This is a genomic window from Plantactinospora sp. BC1 (assembly GCF_003030345.1).
GTDB lineage: Bacteria > Actinomycetota > Actinomycetes > Mycobacteriales > Micromonosporaceae > Plantactinospora.
The window spans coordinates 719320-742285 of sequence record NZ_CP028158.1; the positions used below are offsets into that span (position 1 = coordinate 719320).

The window sequence follows — 22966 nt, forward strand, 5'->3', positions numbered from 1 at the left end:
TCAGGCGTCGACGAGGTCGTCGTCGACCACCTCGGCCCGGTCCAGCGAGCCGAGCACCCGGTAGTCGTACCAGTCGACCCCGATCGCGTCGGCGGTGGCGTAGCAGCCGATCACCCGGCCGGTGAAGCCGCCGGCGACCTCGGTGGAGAGGTAGCGGCCGTCGAGTTCGGCGAGGACGACGAACTCGCCGCCGGGTGCCTCGTAGCCGAGCCGCACCACGTCCGGCTCCTGCCGGGGATGGTCCATGCCCGGCCCGGAGGCCCAGGTCTCGACGCGCAACACCACCGGGCCGGTCACCGGACGGCTGCCGATCCGCTGGCAGAGCGGCCCGATCCGGGCCCGTACCCAGACCTCGCCGTCGCCCAGCTCGACCGCGTAGTGGTGGGCCTCGTCGAGGCGTACCGCCAGGCCGCCCCGGCCCACCCCGGGGTCGACCAGGGCGCGTACCCGGACGTCGTGCTGCTCCTGCCGGCGGCCGACGAAGGTCACCGTCGGCTCGTCGAGCGAGTTGCCCCGGGAGCGCAGGGTCAGCCAGCCGGGGCGATCGATCAGCGAGACGTCCTCCGGCGGCCGGGCCCGGACGGAGATCCACCGCGGGTGCAGTTCGGTGGTGTCGAAGTCGTCCCGCACCGGCGCGGCACCCACCGGCGCGGGGGACAGGGTGGGGGTACGCGGCACCGCGCCGACCGGCCCGACCACCGGCCAGCCGTCGGACCAGGTGACCGGGGCGAGGAAGGTTTCCCGGCCGAGTACGTGCCAGCCGGGTGTGCCGCCCCGGGCGCGTACCCCGAGAAAGACCAGCCACCAGGAGCCGTCGGCGGCCCGCACCAGGTCGCCGTGCCCGGTGTTCTGGATCGGGTGGTCGGTGCTGCGGTGGCTGAGGATCGGGTTGGCCGGGCAGGGTTCGAAGGGCCCGTCCGGAGCCGGCGCCCGGGCCACCGAGATGCCGTGGCCGCGCTCGGTGCCGCCCTCGGCGATCAGCAGATACCACATGCCGTCGATCTGGTAGAGGTGTGGCGCCTCGGGCGCCTGCGCACCCGGGGTGCCGGACCAGATCCGCTTCGGCCGGCTCAGCGCCGTGCCCCGGACCGGGTCGATCCGCAGTTGGTCGACGCCGGCCACGGTGCACCAGCAGGTGCCGTCGTCGTCCCAGGCCAGGTCCGGGTCGATGCCGAGGACGTCGGGCAGGTGCACCGGCTCCGACCAGCGGCCGGCCGGGTCCTCGGCGGTGACCAGCAGGGTGCCGCCGTGCGGGACGTTCGAGGTGATCAGCCAGAACCGGCCGTCGTGGTGCCGCAGGGTGGGCGCGTAGACCCCGCCGGAGGAGGGGGTGCCGGGCGGCAGGACGAGCTGGCTGGGCCGGTCGAGGACGTTGCCCAACTGGGTCCAGTGCACCAGGTCCCGGCTGTGGAAGATCGGCACGCCCGGGAAGTACTCGAAGCTGGAGCAGGCCAGGTAGTAGTCGTCGCCGACCCGGCAGATGCTCGGGTCCGGATGGAAGCCGGGGATGACCGGAGCGCCGGAGGGCACCATCAGGACTCGACCCCGGCCAGGTCACCGGTCGCCCGAGCCGGCGGGACCGTGGGCGCGGCGAGACGGGGCATGGACGATCCTCTCCGGCGTAAACTTTCCGGAATTGTTCCGTAACTCGTTCGGAACGTTATGGCCCACCGTGCGGTCAGTCAACCCCGAAAGCTGCGGCAAAATACTGGGAGGGCACGTGACCGACGCCGGTGCACCCTCGAAAGTGTTTCGGTCGTAGGCTGAACCCTCAACGAAGGAGCTGCCTCGTGACGGTCGACGAAGGACGCAGGATCACGATCACCGCCATCGCACAGGAGGCGGGCGTGTCGGTGCCGACGGTCTCCCGGGTGCTCAACGGCCGCAACGACGTGGCGCCGCAGACCCGGGAACGGGTGGAGGAACTCCTCCGCCGGCACGGCTACCGCCGACGGGCCACCCGACCGCGGGCCGGGGCGAGCCTGATCGACCTCATCTTCAACGACCTGGACAGCCCCTGGGCGGTCGAGATCATCCGAGGGGTGGAGGACGTCGCGCACGCCTCCGGCGTCGGCACCGTGGTCTCGGCGATCCACCGTCGCTCCACCTCGACCCGGCAGTGGTTGCAGAACCTGCGTACCCGGGCCACCGACGGGGTGATCCTGGTGGCCAGCGACCTCGCCCCGCCGGTGCACGCCGAGCTGCGCCGGCTCAACGTGCCGATGGTGCTGGTCGACCCGGCCGGAGTGCCCAACCTCGACATCCCGACCATCGGCGCGACCAACTGGGCCGGCGGGCTGCGCGCCACCGAGCACCTGCTCTCGCTCGGCCACCGCCGGATCGGTTTCATCGCCGGGCCGCCGCGACTGCTCTGCAGCCGGGCCCGGCTCGACGGCTACCGGGCCGCCCTGGACGCCGCCGGCATCCCGCTCCGCGACGAGCTGGTCCTGCCCGGCGACTTCTACCACGAGTCCGGCTACTCCGGCGGGGCCGCACTGCTCGACCTCGACGAGCCACCGACGGCGATCTTCGCCTCCAGCGACCAGATGGCGTTCGGGGCGTACGAGGCGGTCCGGCGGCGCGGTCTGCGGGTCCCCGACGACGTGAGCGTGGTCGGCTTCGACGACCTGCCGGAGGCGCGCTGGGCCTCGCCGCCACTCACCACCGTACGCCAGCCGCTGGCCGAGATGGGGCTGCTGGCCGCCCGGACGGTGCTCCGGCTGGCCGGCGGCGAGCCGCTGGACACGCCCAGGGTCGAACTCTCCACCGACCTGGTGGTCCGGGACAGTTCGGCGCCGTACGCCCGCCGTTGACCCCGAGGCCGTTCCGGCAATGCCGGGGTGAACTTCCGGGAGATTTCCGGTAGCTGTCGAGGGCGGCTGACCGGGTGTTCCGGGACCGTCGTCGGCCGCGCACGGGCACGCGTTTTGCCCCGAACCGCGTCGCCTGCCGTACCGGCTGACCGCCAGCGCTGCGCTGGGTCGCGAGGCACCCCCGCGCGGGAGAAGGACCGGTTTGCCGGGTTAGAGGTGATCGCGCGCGGGGTACCACCACCCGCGTAGCGACGCCCGGCCGGCGCGGCGGGGCGCTGACCCGAGGGAGCAACCCGATGAGACTCGACGACGACGACATCCGGACCACGGGCGGCGGCGGTGGTGAGGGCCCGGCCGACGGCGGAGCCAACCCGCAGGGCCGGGACGGTGGCGCGGACGGTGCCGCCGAAGGCCCGGCCGACGCCGGAGCCACCCAGGGGCAGCACGACGGTGGCGCCGACGGCAGCGCCGAGGGTCCGGCCGACGGCGGCGCGACCCCCGGGCAGCACGACGGCGGGGCGGACGGTGCCGCCGAGGGCCCGGCCGACGCCGGAGCCACCCCGGGGCAGCAGGACGGCGGCGCCGACAGCGCCGCCCGGTAGCGCCCGACGATGACCGAGTACGACGGGTCGACCGGCACGGTCGCGGCCCGGTACCGGCCGGAGGCTTCCCGGGCGGACCTGCCGGACGCACCGCCGACCGGGACACCCCGACCGGCGGTACCGACCCTGCCGGGATCCGATCCGACGACCGGGGCGGGCGGCGACGGTCGCCCGGCCCGGTCCACCGGCCCGGCGACGGGGCCCGCCCCGGCCAACGGATCGGCGCTGACCCGCTGCGTGGCGGTCGAGCCGGCGAAGTTCGCCGCCGCGTACTGGGGACGGGCCGCGCTGCTCTCCCGGGCCGCCGAACTCGGCAACCCGGACGGCTTCCGGGACCTGCTCAGCCCGGACGACGCCGACGAACTGCTCAGCCGGCGCGGACTGCGTACCCCGTTCCTGCGGGTGGCCAGGAACGGCCAGGTACTGCCGACCGGGCAGTACACCGGCGGTGGCGGGGCCGGGGCCGAGATCACCGACCAGGTACTCGACGAGCGGGTCCTCGCGCTCTACGCCGACGGCGCCACCCTGGTGCTCCAGGGACTGCACCGGACCTGGCCCCCACTGATCGACTTCACCCGGGAGCTGAGCCGGCAACTCGGCCAGCCGCTCCAGGTGAATGCCTACCTGACGCCGCCGGGCAACCAGGGCTTCGCCACCCACTACGACACGCACGACGTCTTCGTGCTCCAGGTCGACGGGCACAAGCACTGGCAGATCCACGAGCCGGTGCTGCCCGACCCGCTGGAGCGGCAGCCGTGGGGCGGCCGGGCCGACGAGGTCGCCGCGGTCGCCGACGGGCCACCGGCGCTGGACGTGGTGCTGGGTCCCGGTGACGCGCTCTACCTGCCCCGGGGCTGGCTGCACAGCGCCCGGGCCCAGGACGAGAGCAGCCTGCACCTGACCGTCGGGGTCCGGGCACTCACCCGGTACGCGATGGTCGAGGCGCTGCTGGAGTTGGCCACCGAGGATCCGCGACTGCGCGCCACGCTGCCGTTCGGGATGGACGTGGCCGAGGTCGACCAGGTCGAACCGGAGCTGACCGAGACCGTCGAGGCGCTGCGGGACTGGCTGCTGCGGGCCGATCCGGGCGAGGTCGCCGCCCGGCTACGGGCCCGGGCCTGGCCGGCGGCCCGCCCGGCGCCGATCCGGCCGCTGGCCCAGGCGGCGGCGATCAGTGCGGTGCACGCCGACACCCGGCTGGTGCCCCGGGACGGCCTGCGCTGGCGGTTGACGAGCCAGCCGGCCGGCGGGGACGGCAGCCCCGGTCGGGTCGTGCTGTCGCTCTTCGACCGCACGGTGACCTTCCCCGCCCAGTGCGGGCCGGCACTGCGGGCGTTCCTCTCCGGGGCGGCGGAGCGGGTCGGTGACCTGCCCGGGCTGGACGACGACGCCGACCGGATCGTGCTGGCCCGGCGGCTGCTCCGCGAGGCGGTCGCGGTACCGGTCTGAGCCCGGCCGCACCGCCTCCCGGGCCGGCGTCCTCAGCGGAGCAGGCCGAACAGGGCCCCGGTGGTGACCAGCCCGGCGACCACGACCACCAGCGCGGAGCGTACGTCCAGGCCGGCGTGCCGCCGGTCGGCGAGTACCCGGGCCGGTGCCAGCCCGACGACCGGGCCGAGGAGCGTCACCAGCAGCCCGAGCACCGGCATGCCCACCGCCAGGTCACCGCCGTACCGGTCGCCGACGGTCCGGGCGGCCAGCCCGAGGGCGTACGCGGCGGCCGCGCCGAGCACCCCGAAGAGGGCCAGCAGCGGCCGGGTGGCGCTCGGCAGCTCGCCCGGTTTCCGGGCCCGGTCCAGCAGCTCCCGGACCCCGTCGAGCAGCGCCTCGACGTCGGCCGGTACGCCCACGCCGTTGCGCGGCACCGGTGGCTCGCCGACCCGCCGGTCCGCCGCACCGAACTGCCCGCGCAGGATGCTCCAGAGGTGGATCGACTCGGCCTCGGTGCGGTCCACCTCCTGCTGGGCGTCGGCCACCTCCGCCTCGGCCCGGCGTACCGCCTGCTCCGCGTCGCGTACCGCCCGTTCGGCGGCGGCGCACTGCCGCTCGTACCAGGCGTCCGCCTCGGCGCGCTCCGCCTCGGCCCGGCCGGTCAGTTCGGCGAGCCGCCGGATCGCCTGCGCGTAGCCGGCCTCCCGTTCCAGGTCGCCGCTCATCGGGACGGTCCATAGGGGATGATCACTTGACCGGTCCGGTGCACCGAGCGGTCGAAGAAGAGCCCGCGCCACGGCCGGGGGTACCAGTCCGGGCCACCGCCGGCCCCGGGATAGAGCGCGGAGGTCAGCTCCGCACCCTGCACGTCGAGCGCGACCCAGGCGCCGATCTGGTCGGTACGCGACGCCGGGCCGCCGAGGTCCGCCCGCAGCCGGGCCACCCCCCGCCACCAGGCCAGCACGTGGGTACGCCGCTCCGGCCCGTTGTGCAGCACGTGCCGCAGGTGGTCCAGCCCGGTGCGCCGCCCGATCGTGGTGCCGAGCTGGCCGGCGGCGGCGTCGACGGCGTAGAGCAGCAGGTAGTGCGGCTCGCCCGGGGCGCCGCCCGAGCCCAGCCCGTCGGCGGTCTCGGCCATCAGCTCGCCGATGTCCTCCTCGGAATACCAGGCGGCGTCGGCGCCGAGCGCCTCGTAGAGCGACCGCGCGGCGGTGTCGGCGTCCGGGTCCAGGCAGGCGATGGAGAACCGGGCGGTACCGGGGCGGTGCTGGCGGCGCAGCGACCGGGCCGCCGCGTCCAGCACCGCGCAGGCCTCGTCCACCCCGGTGCCCAGCACGGCCAGGTTCCGGCCCGGTGCCCGGGGCAGTCGCATCCCGGCCGAGCGCGCCTGCACGTCGATGATCTCGCCGAGCAGCGCCACCGGCCCCCGGGCCCCGCCACCGGTCCGCTCCGGGCCGCCCGGCCGGTCTCCGCCGGGCTGCGCCGGTGTGCCGCCGTTCGGCACTCCGCCCCGCTCCGGCCCGACCCCCTCGGGCCAGATCGCGCCGCCGGCCGCGCGGTCCCGGGGGGCGCCGACCGGGGTCGCCTCGCCCGGCGGCCGCAGCGCGACGAAGTCCGGCGCCTCGTCCAGCCGGGGGATCGCGTCGCCGTCGAAGAGCCGGGCCGGGGCCGCGTCCGGCGGGCGCATCCGCCAGAGCCGGTGCTGGAGGTCGCTCCAGGTGCCCCAGTCGCTGGCCGCCGGGATCCGGGCCACCTGGTTGCCCTCGGACATCCCGGACTCGGCGTTCACGATCGCGTGGTGCCGGGGCAGCACCTGGGCGGCGTCGTTGCGCTCGGCCAGGATGCGCAGCGCCTTGGGCAGCGCGATCCGCAGGGTGAACTGGGCGACCAGCGCGGGCCGGCCCCAGAGCGCCTCGATGCCCCGGACGTCCTGCGAGGCGAGCACCAGGTGGATGCCCTGGGAGCGGCCCCGCCGGGCCAGGTCCTCCAGCAGGTCGGCGGCCTCCCTGGCCACCGCGTCCCGGCCGGCCAGCAGCATCTGGAACTCGTCCACCACCGCGACGATCCGTGGCCAGCGGCCGGTCGGGTCCACCGCGCGCAGCTCGGACAGCTTGGTCACCTCGTGCCGCTTGGCCGCGTCCGCCCGGCGGCGCAGCTCCTCGGCAAGGAACCGCAGCAGGGCCAGCCCGAACTCCCGGTCGGTGTTGACGTTGATCCCGACCAGCCGCATGTGCGGCAGCCAGCTCGGGTCGCGCCGGCCCTGGGCGAACCGGGCGAACGACACCCCCTCCTTGAAGTCCAGCAGATAGAACTCCAGCTCGGCGGGGGAGTAGCGGGCGGCGAGCGAGCCGATCCAGGCGAAGATCAGGTTGGTCTTGCCGGTACCGGAGGGGCCGCCGATCAGCGCGTGCGGCGGATAGTCGCCCAGGGTCAGCGTCACCGGCCGGCCCTGTGGACCGTCGCCGATCGGCGCGACCAGACCGGCGGCGGAGTCCTCCCGCCACATCTGGTCGGCCGGCGGGAGCAGGTCGGTGAAGGGCGTCGGCGGCGGACCGGCGTTGACCCGGGTCGCCACCTCCCGGCAGGTCTCGGTGACCAGCCCGGCCGGCGGGGGCGGGTCGGGAAGCACCGGCAGGTCGGGGCAGGTGTCCAGCCAGGCGGTGCCGTCGTCGACCACCACCCGGTGCACGTCCGGCCCGTCGGGCAGCTCGATGCCGCGTACCACCAGGTGCACGCCGCAGGCGGCGCCGGTCCGGGCCACCCGGTCGAGCTGGCCCCGCTCGTGCCGGGAGAGTTCGTCGCCGCCGAGCAGCACCGCGACCCGCCACGGCTCGGGGCGCCGGCCGGTCGCCGCGGCCAGCTCGCGCAGCGAGGAGTACTCGCCGGCCAGCACCGTCTCGTTGATCCGGCGGATCTGGTCGACGAGGTCGTCGAGGAGCCGGGCCAGGCCACCCGGCCCGACGAAGGTCAGCAGCCCGGCGGTCGAGAGCGGGGCGAAGCCGGCCAGCCCGCCGCCGAGGTGTTCCGGGTCGTAGCCGACCAGCCGCAGCGCGCCGGGATCGGCCCGGCCCAAGGCCCGGAGCAGCAGCGCGGCGACCACCTCGTCGCAGCCGCCCCGGTCGGCCCCGGAGAGGTGTACGTGGCCGGCGTCGAGCAGCGGCACCAGCGCCGGTACCGGCACGGCGCCGTCGACCCGTACGGTGCCGATCCGCAGCGGTCCCGGTGCCTCGCCCCGGATCACCGGGGTCGGTTGCCAGCCGGCCCAGTCCGTACCGGCGGCACCGGGCGCCTCCCGGGCGGCGGCCTCGGCGGCCCGGGTGGCGAGCCGGCCGATCTCCGCCGCGTACCGGTCGGAGAGTTCGGCCACCCGACGGTCCCGTTCCGCACCGACCCGGTCGGGTACCCGGGCAGCGGCGTCCCGGATCCGGCGCAGCCGGTCCTGTGCGCCGCCGAGTTCGGTCCGCGCCGCCGTGAGCCGGGCCCGGGACGCGCCCAGGGCGTGCGACAGCATGGTGCGGACCCGGTCGACGAGCTGGGTCCGTAGGTCAGGCATGGGTGTCCCGGGGTGCGCGAGCGGTGACGGGGCGCTGGTCGACGCCGAGCCGGCGCATCAGCAGTCCGGTGAGGACCCCGGCGGCGACCGCCGGGTCGGCCGGGTGCGGCTGCTCGACGGGTTCCTTCGGCGGCGGCATCCGGCAGAGGCGGCTCAGCACGGTGTCGAGCACCCCGGGTGGCAGGTTGGGCACCAGGTCCTTGACCCCTCCGGTGACCTCGCGGCGCAGCCTCGGCAGGTCCGCCGCCCGGGGCGGGTGGCCGAGCAGGGCGGTGGCCAGGTCCCGCAGCATCGGCGGGGCGACCGAGGCGAGGCCCAGCCCGACGTTCGCCTCCACGGCGCGCAGCTCGGTGTGCAGCCGGGTCCGGTCGCCGGAGCGGACCCCGCTGGTCACCCGACGGAGCAACTCCTCCGGGTCGGTGATCTCACGGTCCGGCTTGGGTGCCGGGGTGTCCCGCCGGTCGAAGAGTTCGGCGACCCGGACCGACCACCAGCCGCCGGTCGCGGCGGGAGCGGCCCGCCGGACCGGCCCGGACGCGTCGGTCGGGCCCCGGGTGCCGGGACGACCCGCCGGCCGCTGCGGGCCGCCGGCCGGCGGCCCGTCCCGGCCCAGCCCGATCGCCGCCAGGTACGTCGCGAACTGGTCCTGGGCGAGCCGCAGCGCGTGCCCGGCCGTCTCCAGGTGTTCGGTGGCGGCGGAGAGTTCGGGTACGCCCATCGGGTCGGCCGACTCCTGCCGGACCCAGCGCAGCCGCTCGGAGGCGAGTTTCAGGTGGTCGAGTGCCTTGATGACCAGCTCGACCGGCAGCTCGTCGGAGGCGGCCCGGACCCGGGCGCCCAACTCCTCGATGATGGACATCCGCTGCTCTACAGCGTCGAGACGTAGAGCTGGGCGTGTTCGACGGCGGCGAGCGTCGCGGCGAGGCACTCCTCCAGCTCCTGGGCGGCCTGCGACAGCGACGCCTGCGCGGCGTCGACAGTGGAGTGTCCACTCCCCTCCAGCGCCCCGGCCAGGGTCTGCTGGGCCTCGGCGAGCTTGTCGCTGGCGGCCTGCACTGCGGCCTGGCCGTCGCCGATCTGCTGCAGTGCGGCGTCGATGGCCGCTTTCAGCTCGGCGACACTCGCCACGGCGAAACCTCCTGGGGGCGGGAAGGCTCTAATTAGAGCTTATCCCGATCAGCGCTCTGCGGCGCCCTGGGCGTTTGCTGCCCCGCTGTCCGTTCCCAGGTGGTCCCGCCGGACCGGGTCACCCGCCCCGCTTCCTCCCACTTTGCGTCACCGGACGATTACTCAGTCGGATCTCCGACAGTTGTCTGGCGGCCACCGGCGGGCCCAGCTCAGCGCCGCAACTTCCAGGCCGTCCCGAGTCGGTTCTCCGTCACCCGTGCGGCGGTGCGGTCAACCAGCGCGGTCCGCGTACCTGCGCGCCGAGCGCGGTGACGCGGTCCCGCAGCGCCCGGTCGGCGGTGACCACCACGCAGCTCCGACCGGTGCCCTCCGCACCGACCAGGCCGACGATGGCGTCGTCGCCGGAGCCCTCCGCGGCGACCACCCGGACGCCCTCGGCCGGCTCCACCCGGCGGGCCGCGCCCTCCACCACCAGCACCACCGCCACCGGCGGGGGCAGCCCCGGCAGGCCGTGCCGGGCGATCGGCGCCAACCGGTCCCGCAACCGTGCCGTCGCCCCGGCCCGGTCCCGCCACCAGCCGTCCGGGCGGGAGCCGACCACGTTCGCGGCGTCCACGACGAGGAGAGCTTCGACTGCCATCCGCCCAGCCTGCCAGCACAGCCGTCCCACCTGTGGTTAGGGCGCGTTTGTCGGGCCTTCCGCCGGGTAGCCGAGATGACGCCAGTGCCCGCGCCCGTGAGGGGGACAAGAGATGACGCAGGGACCCGGCGACTTCGGCCCCGATCCGTGGGACGAGTTCCTCGCCCGCTACTTCGGCCGGGGAGAAAGCCGCCGGCAGGGGCAGCGGGTCGACATCACCAGGCTGATGACCGCGGACGCCCGGGAGATGCTGGCGGACGCGGCACGCCGGGCGGCACAGGCGAACAGCAACGACCTGGACACCGACCACCTGCTCTGGGCCGCCCTGCAACGCGAACCCCTGCGGGACCTGCTCAGCCGGGCCGGTGCCGACCCGGACGCGCTGCTCGGGGCGCTCGGCGGCGAGCAGCGGGTGGAACGGCCGGCCAAGCACGGCCAGGTGCCGTCGAACATGTCCCTCACCCCGGCGGCGAAGCGGGCGCTGCTCGACGCGCACCAGCTCTCCCGGGCGATGGGCGCCTCCTACATCGGGCCGGAGCACATCCTGATGGCCCTGCCGCTGAACCCCGAGTCGCCGGCCGGCCGGATGCTGGCGGCGGGCCGGATCCAGCCGCAGTCGTTGCAGGCGGCCAGCGCCAGCGGCGGCGGGAACGGCGGCGCCAAGCCGGACCGGGGCACCCCGACCCTCGACCAGTACGGGCAGGACCTCACCGACCTGGCCCAGGCCGACGGGATCGACCCGGTGATCGGCCGGATGGACGAGATCGAGCAGGCGGTGGAGATCCTGTCCCGGCGTACCAAGAACAACCCGGTACTGATCGGCGAGGCCGGGGTCGGCAAGACCGCGATCGTCGAGGGGCTCGCCGAGCGGATCTGTGACGGGGACGTGCCGCAGACGCTGATCGGCAAGCGGGTGGTGCAGCTCGACCTCGCCGGCCTGGTCGCCGGCACCCGCTACCGGGGCGACTTCGAGGAGCGGCTGAAGAAGGTGATCGACGAGATCCGGGCGCACGGCGACGAGCTGATCATCTTCCTCGACGAGCTGCACACCCTGGTCGGCGCGGGCGGAGCCGGTGCCGAGGGCGGGATGGACGCCAGCAACATGCTCAAGCCGGCGCTGGCCCGGGGCGACATGCGGGTGATCGGCGCGACCACGCTCAACGAGTACCGGCGGCACATCGAGAAGGACGCCGCGCTGGCCCGGCGGTTCCAGCCGGTACTGGTGCCGGAGCCCACCGTGGACGACACCGTCGCCATCCTGCGCGGACTGCGGGACCGCTACGAGGCGCACCACCAGGTCCGGTTCACCGACGAGGCGCTGGTCGCCGCCGCCGAACTCTCCGACCGGTACGTCACCGACCGGTTCCTCCCCGACAAGGCGATCGACCTGATCGACCAGGCCGGTGCCCGGGTCCGGCTGCGTACCCGGACACCCGCCGGTGACGTACGGGAACTGGAGCGGGAGCTGGAGGAGGTACGCCGGGAGAAGGACCAGGCGGTCGCCGACGAGCAGTACGAGCGCGCCTCGGAACTGCGCGACCGGCTCCAGGAGGTACGCGAGCGGCTGCACGTGGCGAACGGCAACGGCGACCAGCCGGCGGTGCCCGAGGTGGGGCCGCAGGAGATCGCCGAGGTGGTCTCCCGGGCCACCGGCATCCCGGTCAGCCAGCTCACCGAGGAGGAACGGGACCGGCTGCTCCGGCTGGAGGGGCACCTGCACGAGCGGGTGGTCGGCCAGGACGACGCGGTGAGCGCGGTCGCCGAGGCGGTACGCCGGTCCCGTACCGGGCTGGCCGACCCGGACCGGCCGATGGGCAGCTTCCTCTTCCTCGGCCCGACCGGGGTCGGCAAGACCGAGCTGGCCCGGGCGCTGGCCGAGGCGCTCTTCGGCGAGCAGGACCGGATGGTCCGGCTGGACATGAGCGAGTTCCAGGAGCGGCACACGGTGAGCCGGCTGGTCGGCGCCCCGCCCGGGTACGTCGGCTACGAGGAGGCGGGACAGCTCACCGAGGCGGTCCGGCGCCGCCCGTACGCGGTGGTGCTGCTCGACGAGATCGAGAAGGCGCACCCGGACGTCTTCAACATCCTGTTGCAGGTACTCGACGACGGACGCCTCACCGACAGCCAGGGGCGGACGGTGAACTTCCGGAACAGCGTACTGATCATGACCAGCAACCTCGGCTCCGAGCTGATCACCGGCAGCCAGCGCAGCGTCGGCTTCGGCGGCGGTGCGGGTGGCGGCGCCGAGGAGGAGAACACCGAGCTGCGGGACCGGCTGATGCGCCGGCTCCAGGAGCAGTTCCGACCGGAGTTCCTGAACCGGATCGACGAGGTAATCATCTTCCGCCGTCTGGAGCAGCAGCAGCTCCGGCAGATCACCGAGCTGCTGCTGGGCGAGACCCGCCGACGGCTGCGCGCCCAGGACATCGGGGTCGAGTTCACCACCGAGGGGGTGGACTGGATCGCCGAGCACGGCTACGAACCGCAGTTCGGCGCCCGGCCGCTGCGCCGGACGATCCAGCGGGAGGTCGACAACCGGCTCTCCCGGATGCTGCTGGACGGGACCGTCGAGCCGGGGCAGCGGGTCACGGTCGGCGCCCGGGACGGCCAACTGACCTTCGACGTGTCGGCGGAGCGGCCCGGCGGACGCAGCCCGGCCACCGCCACGCACGGCCGATGAGCCGACGACCGGCCGGCGGCTCGCCCGGACCCCGGACCTACCGGACCGGCGGGCCCGGCCGGGAACCGCGCCCACTGGCCGGAAGCCTGGGAGCCCCGCGCGGCCACCGCGCCGGGGCCCCGCTGACCGCAGACCCGGACCCGCGGGTACGACCCGCCTGGCGGGGACCGGGCCGAGAGGAGGAGAGCGACGTGAGCCAGCCCGAGGAGAACCGCGAGAAGAGCGCGAAGACCGACGCCGTGCTGCGGCCACCGACCGCCGGGGGACCGGCACGGCCCCAACCGCCGCAGGGAAACCGGAACCGTACCGAGGAGGAGGCCGACCGATCCGCGCCGCCGTCGACGGAGGAGGCGTGATGGCCCGACAGCAACGGGTGGAGCCGGAGGTGGAGCAGCTGTGGCAGGACTTCCACAGCCGCGTCAACGTCACCTCGGAGCAGCTGCGCAGCTGGCTGCTCACCCAGGGCTCCGGTGAGCAGGCGTTCGGCGCCGACCCCGATCTCGGGCTGCCGGAGCCCGGCCGGCAGATCCTGATGATCCTGGGCAAGCGCAAGGTCGACCTGACCGACGGCGACATCCAGGTGATGCGGGAGACGGTCGACGAGATCCAGGACCTGATCGACACCCGACCCCCGGACGGCGCGACCGACGAGCAGTGGCGGCGGGCCCTGCTCGACCTCGGCCACGACCCGCTGATCGAGCGGTAGTACGACCCGACCCGACCGACCACGCCGTTCGCCGTCACACGGAGACCGGCGTGGTCGGTCGGGTCGAGCTACGCGCCGCCGATCGACGGTACGTTCAGTCCGGCCGTGTCGGCGGCATCGGTCCGCTGGGTACGCAGCGCCTCCTCCCGGGCCAGCAGCGCCGCGTACTCGGCGATGTCCTCGGGAGTCGGCAGCGCCGGTACCCGGCGAAGGAACGCCTCGACGTCCCGGGAGGCGGCGGTGTGCGCGGCGGCGACCCGGCGTACGGTCTCCCGGTCGTCCTCGGGCGGGATCATGTCGGTCATGCCGGTACCCGTACCCGCTCCCGGCCGCTTCGCACCAGTCCGTCACGGGTGGCGGTCTCGGCCGGTCGGGCCGTGCGCCGTCCGGCCCGGAACCGGACGGCGCACGGTGGCAGGTGCCCCGCCGACCGGGGGTCAGTCCCGCCGGCCGGGGCGATGTCGACGGTCGCCTCGGTACCGGAGGTTCTGGGTCGGGCAGGGCACCGTCAAGGTAACCGGCCACGATCGACCGAGGTATATCCCGGCTAGCTCATACCGCCTCGTGCGGCGGGCCGGGCGGATCTTCCGATCCGTGCCGGCGCCTCGTAATCTTGGGCGCCCGATCGACCCGTCGCTGCGCACCCCGCACCGCACCGCCGCCGAGGAGCCCCCTTGCCCGTCACCCGACCCGGCCGGCGGCCGGCGGTCCTGCTGGCCTATGCCGCCTTCGTCCTGGTCGGCCTGAGCGCCGGGGTCGGCGGCGTGCTGCTGCCGGCCCAGATCGACGACTACGGGATCGACAAGGCCACCATCGGGATCACCTTCTTCACCTTCTCCGCCGGCTTCCTGCTGGCCGGGATCACCACCGGCGGCCTGATCGACCGCCTCGGCACCCGGACCGCGCTGGCCGTCGGCGGCGGCGCCTTCGTGCTCGCCGCCCTCTACACGGCGCTCCGCCCACCCTTCCTGGCTCTGGTGGCCGTGCAGGTGCTCGCCGGCTACGGCATCGGGGTACTGGAGTCGGTACTCAACGCCTACCTCAGCGAGCTGCCCGGGGCGACGACACTGCTGAACCGGCTGCACGCGTTCTTCGGCGTCGGGGCGCTGCTCGCACCCGCGCTGGCCGCCTGGATGCTGCGTTCGCTGCCGTGGACGGCGGTGTGGCTGGTACTGGCCCTGGCCGGGCTGCCGCTGGTCCTCGGCTTCCTCTGGGCGTACCCGGGTCGGCGCGGCCCGGAGCACGGCCCGGCGCCGACGGCCGCCGACGGCCCGGTGGCGGTCGACGGCCCGCCGCCCGGCGGTGCCGGTCCGCCCGACCGGCCCGGCGGCGGCGGGCTGCTGCGCGCGGCGCTGCGGCAGCCGGCGGTGGTGCTGGCGGCGGTCTTCCTCGCCGTCTACGTAGGACTCGAGATCAGCGTCGGCAACTGGGGCTTCAGCCTGCTGGTCGACGGCTACGACCAGTCGACGGTGCTGGCCGGCTACGCGGTCAGCGGCTACTGGCTGGGCCTGACCGCCGGGCGTTTCCTGATCAGCCCGCTGGCCACCCGGGCCGGCCTCACCCCGGCGGCCACCAGCGCCGGCTGCCTGCTCGGGGTCACCGCCAGCGCCCTGCTCGCCTGGGCGGTACCGGTCGCGGCGGTGGCCAGCGTCGCGCTGGTACTGCTCGGCTTCTTCCTCGGGCCGCTCTTCCCGACCGCGATGGCGATGGTGCCCCGGTTGACGGCCAGCCGTCTGGTGCCGACCGCGATCGGGGTGCTGAACGGGGTCTCGGTGATCGGCGGGGCGGTCTTCCCCTGGCTGGCCGGCGTCGTCGCCCAGGGGGTGGGTGTCTGGACCCTGCTGCCGTTCGCCCTGGTCCTGGCGGTCGGTCAGCTCGGGATCTGGTGGCGGCTGACCCGGCGGGTCGCCCCGGGCTGACCGGCCCGGCCGCCTCGCCCCGGCTGACCGGCCCGGGCGCTTCGGCCGTTTCGGGCGCGGCAGAGCCGGACGGCGGTCAGGCGGGGGAGCCGGACGGCGGTCAGCCGGGCCGGAGCCGGACGGCGGCCAGGTGGAGGAGCCGGACGGCGGCCGGGCGGCGGTCAGGCGGCGGCCAGGTCCTGCGGGCCGAAGTTCGGGTTCCGGGCCAGCCAGGCGAGGTAGTTCGGGTTGCGGGACAACGAGTCGGTGTAGGCGGCGATGGCGTGTCCGAGCACCCGGGCGGCGATGCCGGCCGCCGGGGCGTCCGGGTGCCAGCCGAGCAGCAGCCGCCAGCGCAGCGGCGTGTTCGCCAGCGGGCGGGTGACCAGTCCGGAGACCGGTCGAAAGGTGGCCTGGGCGAGCGCGATCGCCTCGCCCGCCTCGACCAGGTCGATGCAGCTGCGGATGTCGGTCTCGTAGATCTTCGCCGGGGTGAAGCCGGCCCGGGCGCAGGCCGCCACGAAGCAGTCGGCGAAGCAGCCGTCACCGGGCGCCGCCGCCCAGCGCTCCCCGGCGAGCGCCGCCAGGTGCACCTCGTCGTTGGCGGCCAGCGGATGCGCCTCCGGCAGCAGCACGAAGACGGCGTCCATCGCCACGGCCCGCCAGGTCAGCCCGAACTCCGCCGACGGTACGGCGTCACCGCAGACCCCGGAGAGCACGAAGTCGAGCCGGCCGCTGAGCACCATCTGGGCCAGCTCGTCCACCGACCAGGACGCGTGGGTGCTGATCTGCGCGTGCGGCTGGTCGGCGGCGAGCCGGTGCACCAGTCCACCGAGGATCGGACTGTTCACCCCGCCGAACCGGAACCGGGTCATCGTGGTGCCGGTTCCGGCCAGCCGGGCCGCCTCGTCCTGCAACCCCTTCATCGCGGGCAGCAGCACCCGGGCCCGGGCCAGCACCAGCTCACCCAGCGCGGTCGGTCGGGCGCCGCGTCGATCCCGCTCGAACAGCGGGCCGCCGAGAGTCCGCTCGATGCGCTGGAGCTGTGCGGTGAGCGCGGGCTGTGCCAGGCCCAGGGTCGAGGCCGCCTTCGTCACGCTGCCCGTCTCCGCGATCGCGCAGACCACCTTGAGGTGCCGCAGCTCCAGGTTCATAGCGTGACGGTAGGACCCGAAAGGGATTCACGGCTAGACCTTTGACTAGTGAAAGATCCCCCAAAGGAAACCCAAACTGCAACCGAACGGACACCTAATTCTGACGGGCGGCCCAGAGCAGGCCCCGTTCGGTGATCGTCCGGATCGGCGGCAGGGTCAGGTCGTCGAGCTTGTGCCCGACCGTCGAGACGAAGACCCGGCCGGCGCCCCAGGATCTGGTCCAGACCGCCGGCAGGGTGACCGACCGGTCCCACGGGGTACGCTCCGCCGCCCCCACCTCCGCGACCGGCTCCGGGTCGAAGGTCACCGTCGCGAGTACGTCGTTGAGCGGATCGGTCAGCACCCAGTACTTCTCGGTGTGCAGCCGTACCGTCCCGATGTCCCGGACGATCGGATGGTCGGCCCGCTCCGGGCGTACCGTCAGCTCGTGGTCGAGGAAGCCCGGCGGATGGTGCACGAAGACGCCGCCGGTGAGCTGGTGGTAGGCGTTGTGGTGGAAGGCGCCGACGATCCCGCCGTGCCAGCCGGCGAACCCGGTACCGGCCCGGACCGCCGCGGTCAGCCCGGCCGCCTGCGCGTCGCTGATCGTCCCGATCGACCAGCACTGCACCACCAGGTCGGCGGCGGCCATCCGCTCCGGGTCGGCGTAGACGGCCAGGTCGTCGTGGACCTCCACCGCGAAGCCCGCGTCCCGCAGGAACGGGACGAACAACTCCGTCGCGGCCACCGGGACGTGCCCCTCCCAGCCGCCCCGGACCACCAACGCGTCTCGCACCGCCACACCTCCGTCCGGTAACGCACCCCGGCCCGACGCGGGGTCCGCGCCGGGCCGAGCAGGATCATGCCATCCGGGCGGACGTTCAGGTCGCCGCCGCCGGCGGCGTCGCCGTGGTCGCCGGTGGCGTCAGGTCCTCGACGTACGTCGGCCGGCCGCTCACCGCGTCGCGTACCTTGTCCACCACGCCGAGCGCGGGTTCGACCACCCGGTTCCACGGCGGTGTCGCCGGGGTGTCCGGGTGCGGCCGGGTCGGGGCGGCCTCCTCGGCGATCTCCACCCGGTTGCCGAGCCGGATCAGCTCGGCGTCACTGGCCGCCGCCCGCAGTGCCGGGAAGATCTCCGTCGAGGCGGTCGACGCGTGCCGGCGCAGCTGCCCGGTCACCTCGTCGGCGAGTTCGGCGAACCGGGGCTCGGTCGGGGTGACCTGCGCGAGTTCCCGCAGCGTACGCAGCACGTCGGTGTCCGCCGCCAGCTCCCGGTCGGCCAGCGGTCCGCCGTCGGGCAGCGCGCTGCGCACGGTCGGGTAGAGGTACTGCTCCTCGCCGGAGAGATGCCGGGCGACGGTCGCGGTCAGCACCTCGGCGACCTGGCTGCGCCGCTCCGGCGCGATCTCCCCGGTCAGCTCCCCGCAGAGCGCCACGATCTGGTCGTGCTCCTCGGCGAGCAGTTCCACCATGCTGCGCCCGCCGGGCCGGTAGTCCTCCTCGTCACCGGTCGGGGGCAGCGGCGGCAGTGGCACGCTCACGGTTGGCCTCCTCACTCCAGGTCCGCCGGTCCGGTCCATCCATCGACCGGCGCTGTTGGGCGGACACCCGCAGGTACCCTCGGGTCCAGATGGCGAAACCCGACACCGGGTGGGGGCGGACGCGTGGAGCCGCCCGGCTGGTATGAAGAACCGCATGACTAGCGAGTCCGCGTCCACCCACCCGAGCGCCGCCGACGAGGTCGTCGAACTCTGCCGGGACCTGCTCCGGATCGACAGCAGCAACACCGGCGACCCCGAGACCACCGTCGGGGAACGGGCCGCCGCGGAATACGTCGCGGGCAAGCTCGCCGAGGTCGGCGTGGAGTCGCAGCTGCGCGAGTCCGCGCCCGGCCGGACCAGCCTGGTCGCCCGGATCCCCGGTACCGACCCGGGCCGGGGCGCGCTGCTGGTGCACGGGCACCTGGACGTCGTACCCGCCGACGCGAGCGAGTGGTCGGTGCACCCGTTCTCCGGCGAGATCGCCGACGGCTACCTCTGGGGCCGGGGCGCCATCGACATGAAGGACTTCGACGCGATGGTCCTCGCGGTGGTGCGCCAGTGGCAGCGCACCGGGGTACGCCCGCCCCGCGACCTGGTGCTCGCCTTCACCGCCGACGAGGAGGCCGGCGGCGAGTACGGCGCGCACTTCCTGGTCGACCGCCACCCCGAGCTGCTGGAGGGCGCCACCGAGGCGATCGGCGAGGTCGGCGGCTTCTCCTACACGGTCAGCCCGGACCTGCGGCTCTATCTCATCGAGACCGCCGAGAAGGGCCTGGAGTGGCTGCGGCTGCACGCCCGGGGCCGCCCCGGACACGGCTCCATGGTGCACGACGACAACGCCGTCACCGCCCTCGCCGAGGCGGTGGCCCGGGTCGGCCGGCACCGCTTCCCGATCGTGGTCACCCCGACCGTACGGGCGTTCCTGGAGCAGGTCTCCGAGGCGCTCGGCATCGAACTCGACCCGGACGACCCGGAGCTGGCGATCGCCAAGCTGGGGCCGATCGCCAACCTGATCGGGGCGACGGTCCGGAACACCGCCAACCCGACCCGGCTGGCCGCCGGCTACAAGGACAACGTGATCCCGAGCCGGGCCAGCGCCACCATCGACTGCCGGAGCCTGCCCGGCCAGTCCGAGCTGCTGATGGAGCAGTTGCGCGAGGTGATCGGGCCGGACATCGAGATCGAGCACGTCCAGCGGCAGCCGGCGCTGGAGACCAGTTTCGACGGCGACCTGGTCGACGCGATGGCGGCGGCGCTGCGGGCCGAGGACCCGGGTGCCCGGCCGGTGCCGTACATGCTCTCCGGCGGCACCGACGCCAAGGCGTTCGCCAAGCTCGGCATCCGCTGCTTCGGCTTCGCGCCGCTGCGGCTGCCGGCCGACCTGAACTTTTCCGCGCTCTTCCACGGCATCGACGAGCGGGTGCCGGTCGACGGACTACAGTTCGGCGTGCGGGTGCTCGACCGGTTCCTCCGGCAGAGCTGACCACCCGTCCGCCTGGCACATCCGGCGGCACTCGTCTACGGTTCCCCGGTTGATCCATCTACTTCCGGTTCCACCCAGTCCCGGTCCACCCAGCCCCGGCCGCGTCGGCGTATCGACTTCCCGCCCGCGCCGGGCTCGGCGGGCCGGCGACATCGCAGCGAAGGGACAGGCCACACCATGACCGACCAGCACGCCGAGCTGGACGCCGCCCTGGAACGGGTCATCGAGACCGCTCGGGCGCACCTCGCCGCCGTCCGGGCCGCCGAGGGCCGGATCGACGACGATGCCGTCTGGCAGGCGTACGTCGAGCTCAACAACGCGTCGTACGAGTACGACGAGCAACTGCTCGACGCCTTCGGCGAGGTCACGCCCTGGGACGTGGAGGCGATCGACCCGGACGAGGCGGACGAGCGCTTCGGGGTGGGCCTGGGCGGTGCCGACGGCTCCGAGCCGAGCGACCCGCACCCGCTGGTCCTCTCCGTACGCCACCGGCGCGACTACCGGGTGCCGAGCGTCGCCGCCCTGCTCCGGGTGGCCCAGGCCGCTCGGCGGGCCGCCGTACCGGAGGACGACGAGTCGCCGGTGGTGGAGGGTGTCGGCGAGGCGGTGCTGGAGCTGTTGCAGACCGGGGACGGGTCGCTGGGCGCCCTCGACATCCCCGAGCTGGAGCCGCTGGACGGCGTGGTGATGGTCAGCGAGGTCTCCGTCCCGCTCGACCTGGAGTCCTTCGACGACGAGGACAGCAGCGGGCCGTTCACGCCGGGGGCCGACGACCGGCTCGTCGGTCGGCTGGACGAGCACCCGTTCCTGTCGGACGCCGACGAGGAGACCGAGCGGGCCCGGTAGGGGTGGTTCAGTAGGAGAGGCCCGGTTGCGACTGGTTGGCCACCCGGCGGCGCAGCACCACCTGTCGGGTGCCGTCCCGGAACAGTCGCACCCGGGCCAGCTCCCAGCCGGAGAACTCGGCCTGGATCGCCAGTTGCGCCATTGCGGTCTTCCGGTCGACATTCGGCGGTAACCGCAATGGCGCGTATTCGTAGTCCATGTCCTCTATCCTGCCCACGCGCGCGGGGCGGCACCAGTCCTTCCGCGCCGGTGCGGTGTGCCGTGTCCCCGTCCGGGGTCAGCTGTCCCGTTCCGGGTAGCCGACCGGAACGGACGAGACGTCGTCGAGGGCCCGGGTGATCTCCAGCGGCAGCGTCATCCGCTCCACCTGGAGTGCGCCGAGCAGCTGACCAACGGTGCGGGCGCCGAGGATCGGGGCGACCACCCCGGGCCGGTCCCGGACCCAGGCCAGCGCCACCTCCAGCGGTGACACGCCCAGTCCGCCGGCCGCGGTCGCCACCGCCTCGACGATGCTGGAGCAGCGCGGCTCCAGATAGCGGGCGACGAAGGGTTCGAAGTGTGCCGAGGCGGCCCGGGAGTCGGCCGGTCGGCCGTGCCGGTATTTCCCGGTCAGCACCCCGCGACCCAGCGGTGACCAGGGCAGCACGCCGAGCCCGAGCTCCTCGCAGGCGGGCAGCAGCTCCCGCTCGATGCCGCGCTCCAGCAGGGAATACTCCACCTGGGCGGCGACCACCGGCGCCCGGCCGGGGAACGCCGCCTGCCAGGTGGCGGCCCGGGCGGTCTGCCAGCCGGAGAAGTTGGAGACGCCGACGTAGCGCACCCGGCCGCTGGTCACCGCGTGGTCCAGCGCGGCCAGCGTCTCCTCCAGCGGGGTGGCCGGGTCGTAGCCGTGCACCTGCCACAGGTCGACGTGGTCGGTGCCGAGCCGGCGCAGCGAGGCGTCCAGGGTGCGCAGCAGGTGGCCCCGGGAGGTGTCCCGGCGGCGGCCGGGACCGGGCCGCAGCCCCGCCTTGGTGGCGATCAGCAGGTCGTCGCGGGGGACCAGGGTGCCGAGCAGTGAGCCGATCACCGCCTCGGCGTCCCCGTCGCCGTAGACGTCGGCCGTGTCGACGATGTTGCCCCCGGCGTCCAGGTAACTCTTCAGTTGCGCGGCAGCGTCGTCCGCATCGGTGTCCCGACCCCAGGTCATGGTGCCGAGCGCGAGCCGGGAAACCGCCAGCCCGCTTCGGCCGAGCGGTCGCTGTTGCATGGTTGAACCTTATTCAGAACATCGCCCCGCCGATATCCTCGCTCCCGCCATCCCGCTGCGGGTCGAGAGGTACAAAAACGACGTCCAGGCACGGGTCCGGCATCGGCGGGTCAGCGGAGGAGGGTCGGGGGTCATTGCGTACCCTGATGCGACTTGCGCCACGGATGGGGGAGAAGAAGCAGTGCGACTCGGGCTCAGCCTCGGATACCAGACGGCGTGGAGCACTCCGGCGGACCACCTCGCCCTCACCCGGGAGGCGGACCGGCTCGGCTACTCGGTGGTCTGGGCGGCGGAGGCGTACGGCTCGGACTCGCCCAGCATGCTGGCCTGGCTGGCCGGGCAGACCGAGCGGATCGACGTCGGCTCGGCGGTGATGCAGATCCCGGCCCGCAGCCCGGCGGCGACCGCGATGACCGCCGCCACCATCGACGCCGTCTCCGGCGGCCGGTTCCGGCTCGGTCTCGGCGTCTCCGGCCCGCAGGTCTCGGAGGGCTGGCACGGGGTGCGGTTCGCCAAGCCGCTGGCCCGGACCCGGGAGTACGTCGACATCGTCAAGCTGGCCATCGCCCGCAAGCCGGTGGAGTACGACGGCGCGCACTACCGCCTGCCGCTGCCGGACGGCCCCGGCAAGGCGCTCCGGCTCGGCTTCCATCCGCCCCGGGAGGAGATCCCGATCTACCTGGCCGCGGTCGGGCCGAAGAACCTCGAACTCGCCGGTGAGATCGCCGACGGCTGGCTGGCGATCTTCTACGCGCCGGAGTTCGCCGCCGAGCAGCTCGGCGCGGTGACCGCCGGCCGGGCGAAGGTCGGCAAGGAACTCGCCGGCTTCGACGTGGTGCCCAGCGTGCCGGTGGTGGTCGGTGACGACGTCGCCGCCTGCGCCGAACTGGTCCGCTGGTACGCCGCGCTCTACGTCGGCGGGATGGGCAGCCGGGAGCAGAACTTCTACAACCAGCTCGCCACCCGGATGGGGTACGGCGACGCCGCCCGCGAGGTGCAGGACCTCTACCTGGCCAAGCGGCAGCGCGACGCGGCGGCGGCCGTACCACTCGAGTTCATCGACCGGACCTCCCTGCTCGGCCCGAAGGAGCGGATCGCCGACCGGATGCGCGAGTACGCCGCTGCCGGCGTCACCACGCTCTCGCTGACCCTCTTCGTCGCCGACGCGGAGAGCGGGATCGAGACCCTGCGTACCTGCGCCGAGGCGCTGGACCTCGCCGGGGTCGGCGAGTGAGCGGGCCGGGAGAGCACGGGCCGGCG

General features: G+C 74.3%; 21 protein-coding genes and 2 pseudogenes. 10 read left to right on the forward strand and 13 right to left on the reverse strand.

The window, feature by feature from the left end:
* A complete protein-coding gene (locus tag C6361_RS02925; RefSeq protein ID WP_107266673.1) occupies nt 1-1533 on the reverse strand; it encodes a glycoside hydrolase family 43 protein in 1533 nt (510 codons plus the stop codon).
* A 257-nt stretch (nt 1534-1790) separates the two neighbouring features.
* Here C6361_RS02925 and C6361_RS02930 point away from each other — a divergent pair, with 257 nt between their 5' ends.
* From C6361_RS02930 to C6361_RS02940, 3 genes are all read left to right on the forward strand, one after another.
* Nucleotides 1791-2813, forward strand: coding sequence for a LacI family DNA-binding transcriptional regulator (locus C6361_RS02930; protein WP_107266674.1), 1023 nt, complete (start codon nt 1791-1793; stop codon nt 2811-2813).
* A gap of 296 nt (nt 2814-3109) precedes the next feature.
* Nucleotides 3110-3415, forward strand: coding sequence for a hypothetical protein (locus C6361_RS02935; RefSeq protein WP_107259183.1), 306 nt, complete (start codon nt 3110-3112; stop codon nt 3413-3415).
* A gap of 9 nt (nt 3416-3424) precedes the next feature.
* Entirely contained in the window at nt 3425-4864 is a 1440-nt protein-coding gene (locus C6361_RS02940) for a cupin domain-containing protein (protein ID WP_107266675.1), read from the forward strand.
* 32 nt (nt 4865-4896) lie between these two features.
* On the opposite strand, the gene C6361_RS02945 is transcribed toward C6361_RS02940, so the two are convergent.
* From C6361_RS02945 to C6361_RS02970, 6 genes and pseudogenes are all read right to left on the reverse strand, one after another.
* Entirely contained in the window at nt 4897-5571 is a 675-nt protein-coding gene (locus C6361_RS02945; protein WP_107259181.1) for a hypothetical protein, read from the reverse strand.
* Nucleotides 5568-6275, reverse strand: a pseudogene (locus tag C6361_RS39120) (cell division protein FtsK); the annotation flags it as partial. The gene C6361_RS02945 and the pseudogene C6361_RS39120, both read right to left, overlap by 4 nt.
* A gap of 147 nt (nt 6276-6422) precedes the next feature.
* Nucleotides 6423-8399 (reverse strand): annotated as a pseudogene (locus C6361_RS02955) (FtsK/SpoIIIE domain-containing protein); the annotation flags it as partial.
* Nucleotides 8392-9258, reverse strand: a complete 867-nt coding sequence (locus C6361_RS02960; RefSeq protein ID WP_107266676.1) for a hypothetical protein — start codon at nt 9256-9258, stop codon at nt 8392-8394. The gene C6361_RS02960 and the pseudogene C6361_RS02955, both read right to left, overlap by 8 nt.
* A gap of 8 nt (nt 9259-9266) precedes the next feature.
* Entirely contained in the window at nt 9267-9527 is a 261-nt protein-coding gene (locus tag C6361_RS02965; RefSeq protein ID WP_107259179.1) for a hypothetical protein, read from the reverse strand.
* Between the two features lie 250 nt (nt 9528-9777).
* The gene (locus C6361_RS02970; RefSeq protein WP_107266677.1) at nt 9778-10167 is read right to left on the reverse strand and encodes a hypothetical protein; all 390 of its coding nucleotides are present in this window, start codon (nt 10165-10167) and stop codon (nt 9778-9780) included.
* 112 nt (nt 10168-10279) lie between these two features.
* On the opposite strand from C6361_RS02970, the gene C6361_RS02975 reads away from it, so the two are divergent.
* The 3 genes from C6361_RS02975 (at nt 10280) to C6361_RS02985 (ending at nt 13553) form a co-directional block, all read left to right on the forward strand.
* Nucleotides 10280-12847 carry an ATP-dependent Clp protease ATP-binding subunit gene (locus tag C6361_RS02975; protein WP_107259177.1) on the forward strand — a complete coding sequence of 856 codons (2568 nt, stop codon included), beginning with the start codon at nt 10280-10282 and terminating at the stop codon, nt 12845-12847.
* Between the two features lie 191 nt (nt 12848-13038).
* On the forward strand, nt 13039-13203 hold the full coding sequence (locus C6361_RS36810) for a hypothetical protein (RefSeq protein WP_159079152.1): 165 nt from the start codon (nt 13039-13041) through the stop codon (nt 13201-13203).
* Complete coding sequence (locus C6361_RS02985) at nt 13203-13553, forward strand: DUF3140 domain-containing protein (protein ID WP_107259175.1); 351 nt, start codon at nt 13203-13205, stop codon at nt 13551-13553. Before C6361_RS36810 ends, C6361_RS02985 begins: the two co-directional genes overlap by 1 nt.
* A 68-nt stretch (nt 13554-13621) precedes the next feature.
* Here the strand turns inward: C6361_RS02985 and C6361_RS02990 are convergent, their stop codons facing one another.
* Complete coding sequence (locus C6361_RS02990; RefSeq protein ID WP_107259174.1) at nt 13622-13858, reverse strand: hypothetical protein; 237 nt, start codon at nt 13856-13858, stop codon at nt 13622-13624.
* 369 nt (nt 13859-14227) lie between these two features.
* Between C6361_RS02990 and C6361_RS02995 the strand changes: the two genes are divergently transcribed.
* Nucleotides 14228-15472 carry a sugar MFS transporter gene (locus C6361_RS02995; protein WP_107266678.1) on the forward strand — a complete coding sequence of 415 codons (1245 nt, stop codon included), beginning with the start codon at nt 14228-14230 and terminating at the stop codon, nt 15470-15472.
* Nucleotides 15473-15633: 161 nt separating this feature from the next.
* On the opposite strand, the gene C6361_RS03000 is transcribed toward C6361_RS02995, so the two are convergent.
* From C6361_RS03000 to C6361_RS03010, 3 genes are all read right to left on the reverse strand, one after another.
* Nucleotides 15634-16605, reverse strand: coding sequence for a LysR family transcriptional regulator (locus C6361_RS03000; protein WP_107259172.1), 972 nt, complete (start codon nt 16603-16605; stop codon nt 15634-15636).
* A 94-nt stretch (nt 16606-16699) separates the two neighbouring features.
* Entirely contained in the window at nt 16700-17380 is a 681-nt protein-coding gene (locus C6361_RS03005) for a ThuA domain-containing protein (RefSeq protein WP_107270697.1), read from the reverse strand.
* Between the two features lie 85 nt (nt 17381-17465).
* On the reverse strand, nt 17466-18128 hold the full coding sequence (locus C6361_RS03010; protein ID WP_107266679.1) for a hemerythrin domain-containing protein: 663 nt from the start codon (nt 18126-18128) through the stop codon (nt 17466-17468).
* A gap of 154 nt (nt 18129-18282) precedes the next feature.
* On the opposite strand from C6361_RS03010, the gene C6361_RS03015 reads away from it, so the two are divergent.
* Nucleotides 18283-19611, forward strand: coding sequence for a M20/M25/M40 family metallo-hydrolase (locus tag C6361_RS03015; RefSeq protein ID WP_107270698.1), 1329 nt, complete (start codon nt 18283-18285; stop codon nt 19609-19611).
* 177 nt (nt 19612-19788) lie between these two features.
* Nucleotides 19789-20457 carry a hypothetical protein gene (locus C6361_RS03020; protein WP_107266680.1) on the forward strand — a complete coding sequence of 223 codons (669 nt, stop codon included), beginning with the start codon at nt 19789-19791 and terminating at the stop codon, nt 20455-20457.
* A gap of 7 nt (nt 20458-20464) precedes the next feature.
* Here the strand turns inward: C6361_RS03020 and C6361_RS03025 are convergent, their stop codons facing one another.
* Both C6361_RS03025 and C6361_RS03030 read right to left on the reverse strand, forming a co-directional pair.
* Nucleotides 20465-20656 (reverse strand): DUF5703 family protein, encoded by a 192-nt coding sequence (locus C6361_RS03025; RefSeq protein WP_101366076.1) that lies wholly within the window; start codon nt 20654-20656, stop codon nt 20465-20467.
* A 78-nt stretch (nt 20657-20734) separates the two neighbouring features.
* Complete coding sequence (locus tag C6361_RS03030; RefSeq protein WP_107259169.1) at nt 20735-21706, reverse strand: aldo/keto reductase; 972 nt, start codon at nt 21704-21706, stop codon at nt 20735-20737.
* Nucleotides 21707-21887: 181 nt separating this feature from the next.
* Here C6361_RS03030 and C6361_RS03035 point away from each other — a divergent pair, with 181 nt between their 5' ends.
* Nucleotides 21888-22940: an LLM class F420-dependent oxidoreductase gene (locus C6361_RS03035; protein WP_107259168.1), complete on the forward strand. Its 1053-nt coding sequence runs from the start codon at nt 21888-21890 to the stop codon at nt 22938-22940.
* The last annotated feature ends 26 nt before the right edge of the window (nt 22941-22966 follow it).

Bases quoted from the DNA above. Each gene is read 5' to 3' on its own strand.
- C6361_RS02925 (WP_107266673.1), bottom strand. From the start codon at position 1,533: ATGGTGCCCTCCGGCGCTCCGGTCATCCCCGGCTTCCATCCGGACCCG.
- C6361_RS02935 (WP_107259183.1), top strand. From the start codon at position 3,110: ATGAGACTCGACGACGACGACATCCGGACCACGGGCGGCGGCGGTGGT.
- C6361_RS02940 (WP_107266675.1), top strand. From the start codon at position 3,425: ATGACCGAGTACGACGGGTCGACCGGCACGGTCGCGGCCCGGTACCGG.
- C6361_RS02945 (WP_107259181.1), bottom strand. From the start codon at position 5,571: ATGAGCGGCGACCTGGAACGGGAGGCCGGCTACGCGCAGGCGATCCGG.
- C6361_RS02960 (WP_107266676.1), bottom strand. From the start codon at position 9,258: ATGTCCATCATCGAGGAGTTGGGCGCCCGGGTCCGGGCCGCCTCCGAC.
- C6361_RS02970 (WP_107266677.1), bottom strand. From the start codon at position 10,167: ATGGCAGTCGAAGCTCTCCTCGTCGTGGACGCCGCGAACGTGGTCGGC.
- C6361_RS02975 (WP_107259177.1), top strand. From the start codon at position 10,280: ATGACGCAGGGACCCGGCGACTTCGGCCCCGATCCGTGGGACGAGTTC.
- C6361_RS02985 (WP_107259175.1), top strand. From the start codon at position 13,203: ATGGCCCGACAGCAACGGGTGGAGCCGGAGGTGGAGCAGCTGTGGCAG.
- C6361_RS02990 (WP_107259174.1), bottom strand. From the start codon at position 13,858: ATGACCGACATGATCCCGCCCGAGGACGACCGGGAGACCGTACGCCGG.
- C6361_RS03000 (WP_107259172.1), bottom strand. From the start codon at position 16,605: ATGAACCTGGAGCTGCGGCACCTCAAGGTGGTCTGCGCGATCGCGGAG.
- C6361_RS03015 (WP_107270698.1), top strand. From the start codon at position 18,283: ATGACTAGCGAGTCCGCGTCCACCCACCCGAGCGCCGCCGACGAGGTC.
- C6361_RS03020 (WP_107266680.1), top strand. From the start codon at position 19,789: ATGACCGACCAGCACGCCGAGCTGGACGCCGCCCTGGAACGGGTCATC.
- C6361_RS03025 (WP_101366076.1), bottom strand. From the start codon at position 20,656: ATGGACTACGAATACGCGCCATTGCGGTTACCGCCGAATGTCGACCGG.
- C6361_RS03030 (WP_107259169.1), bottom strand. From the start codon at position 21,706: ATGCAACAGCGACCGCTCGGCCGAAGCGGGCTGGCGGTTTCCCGGCTC.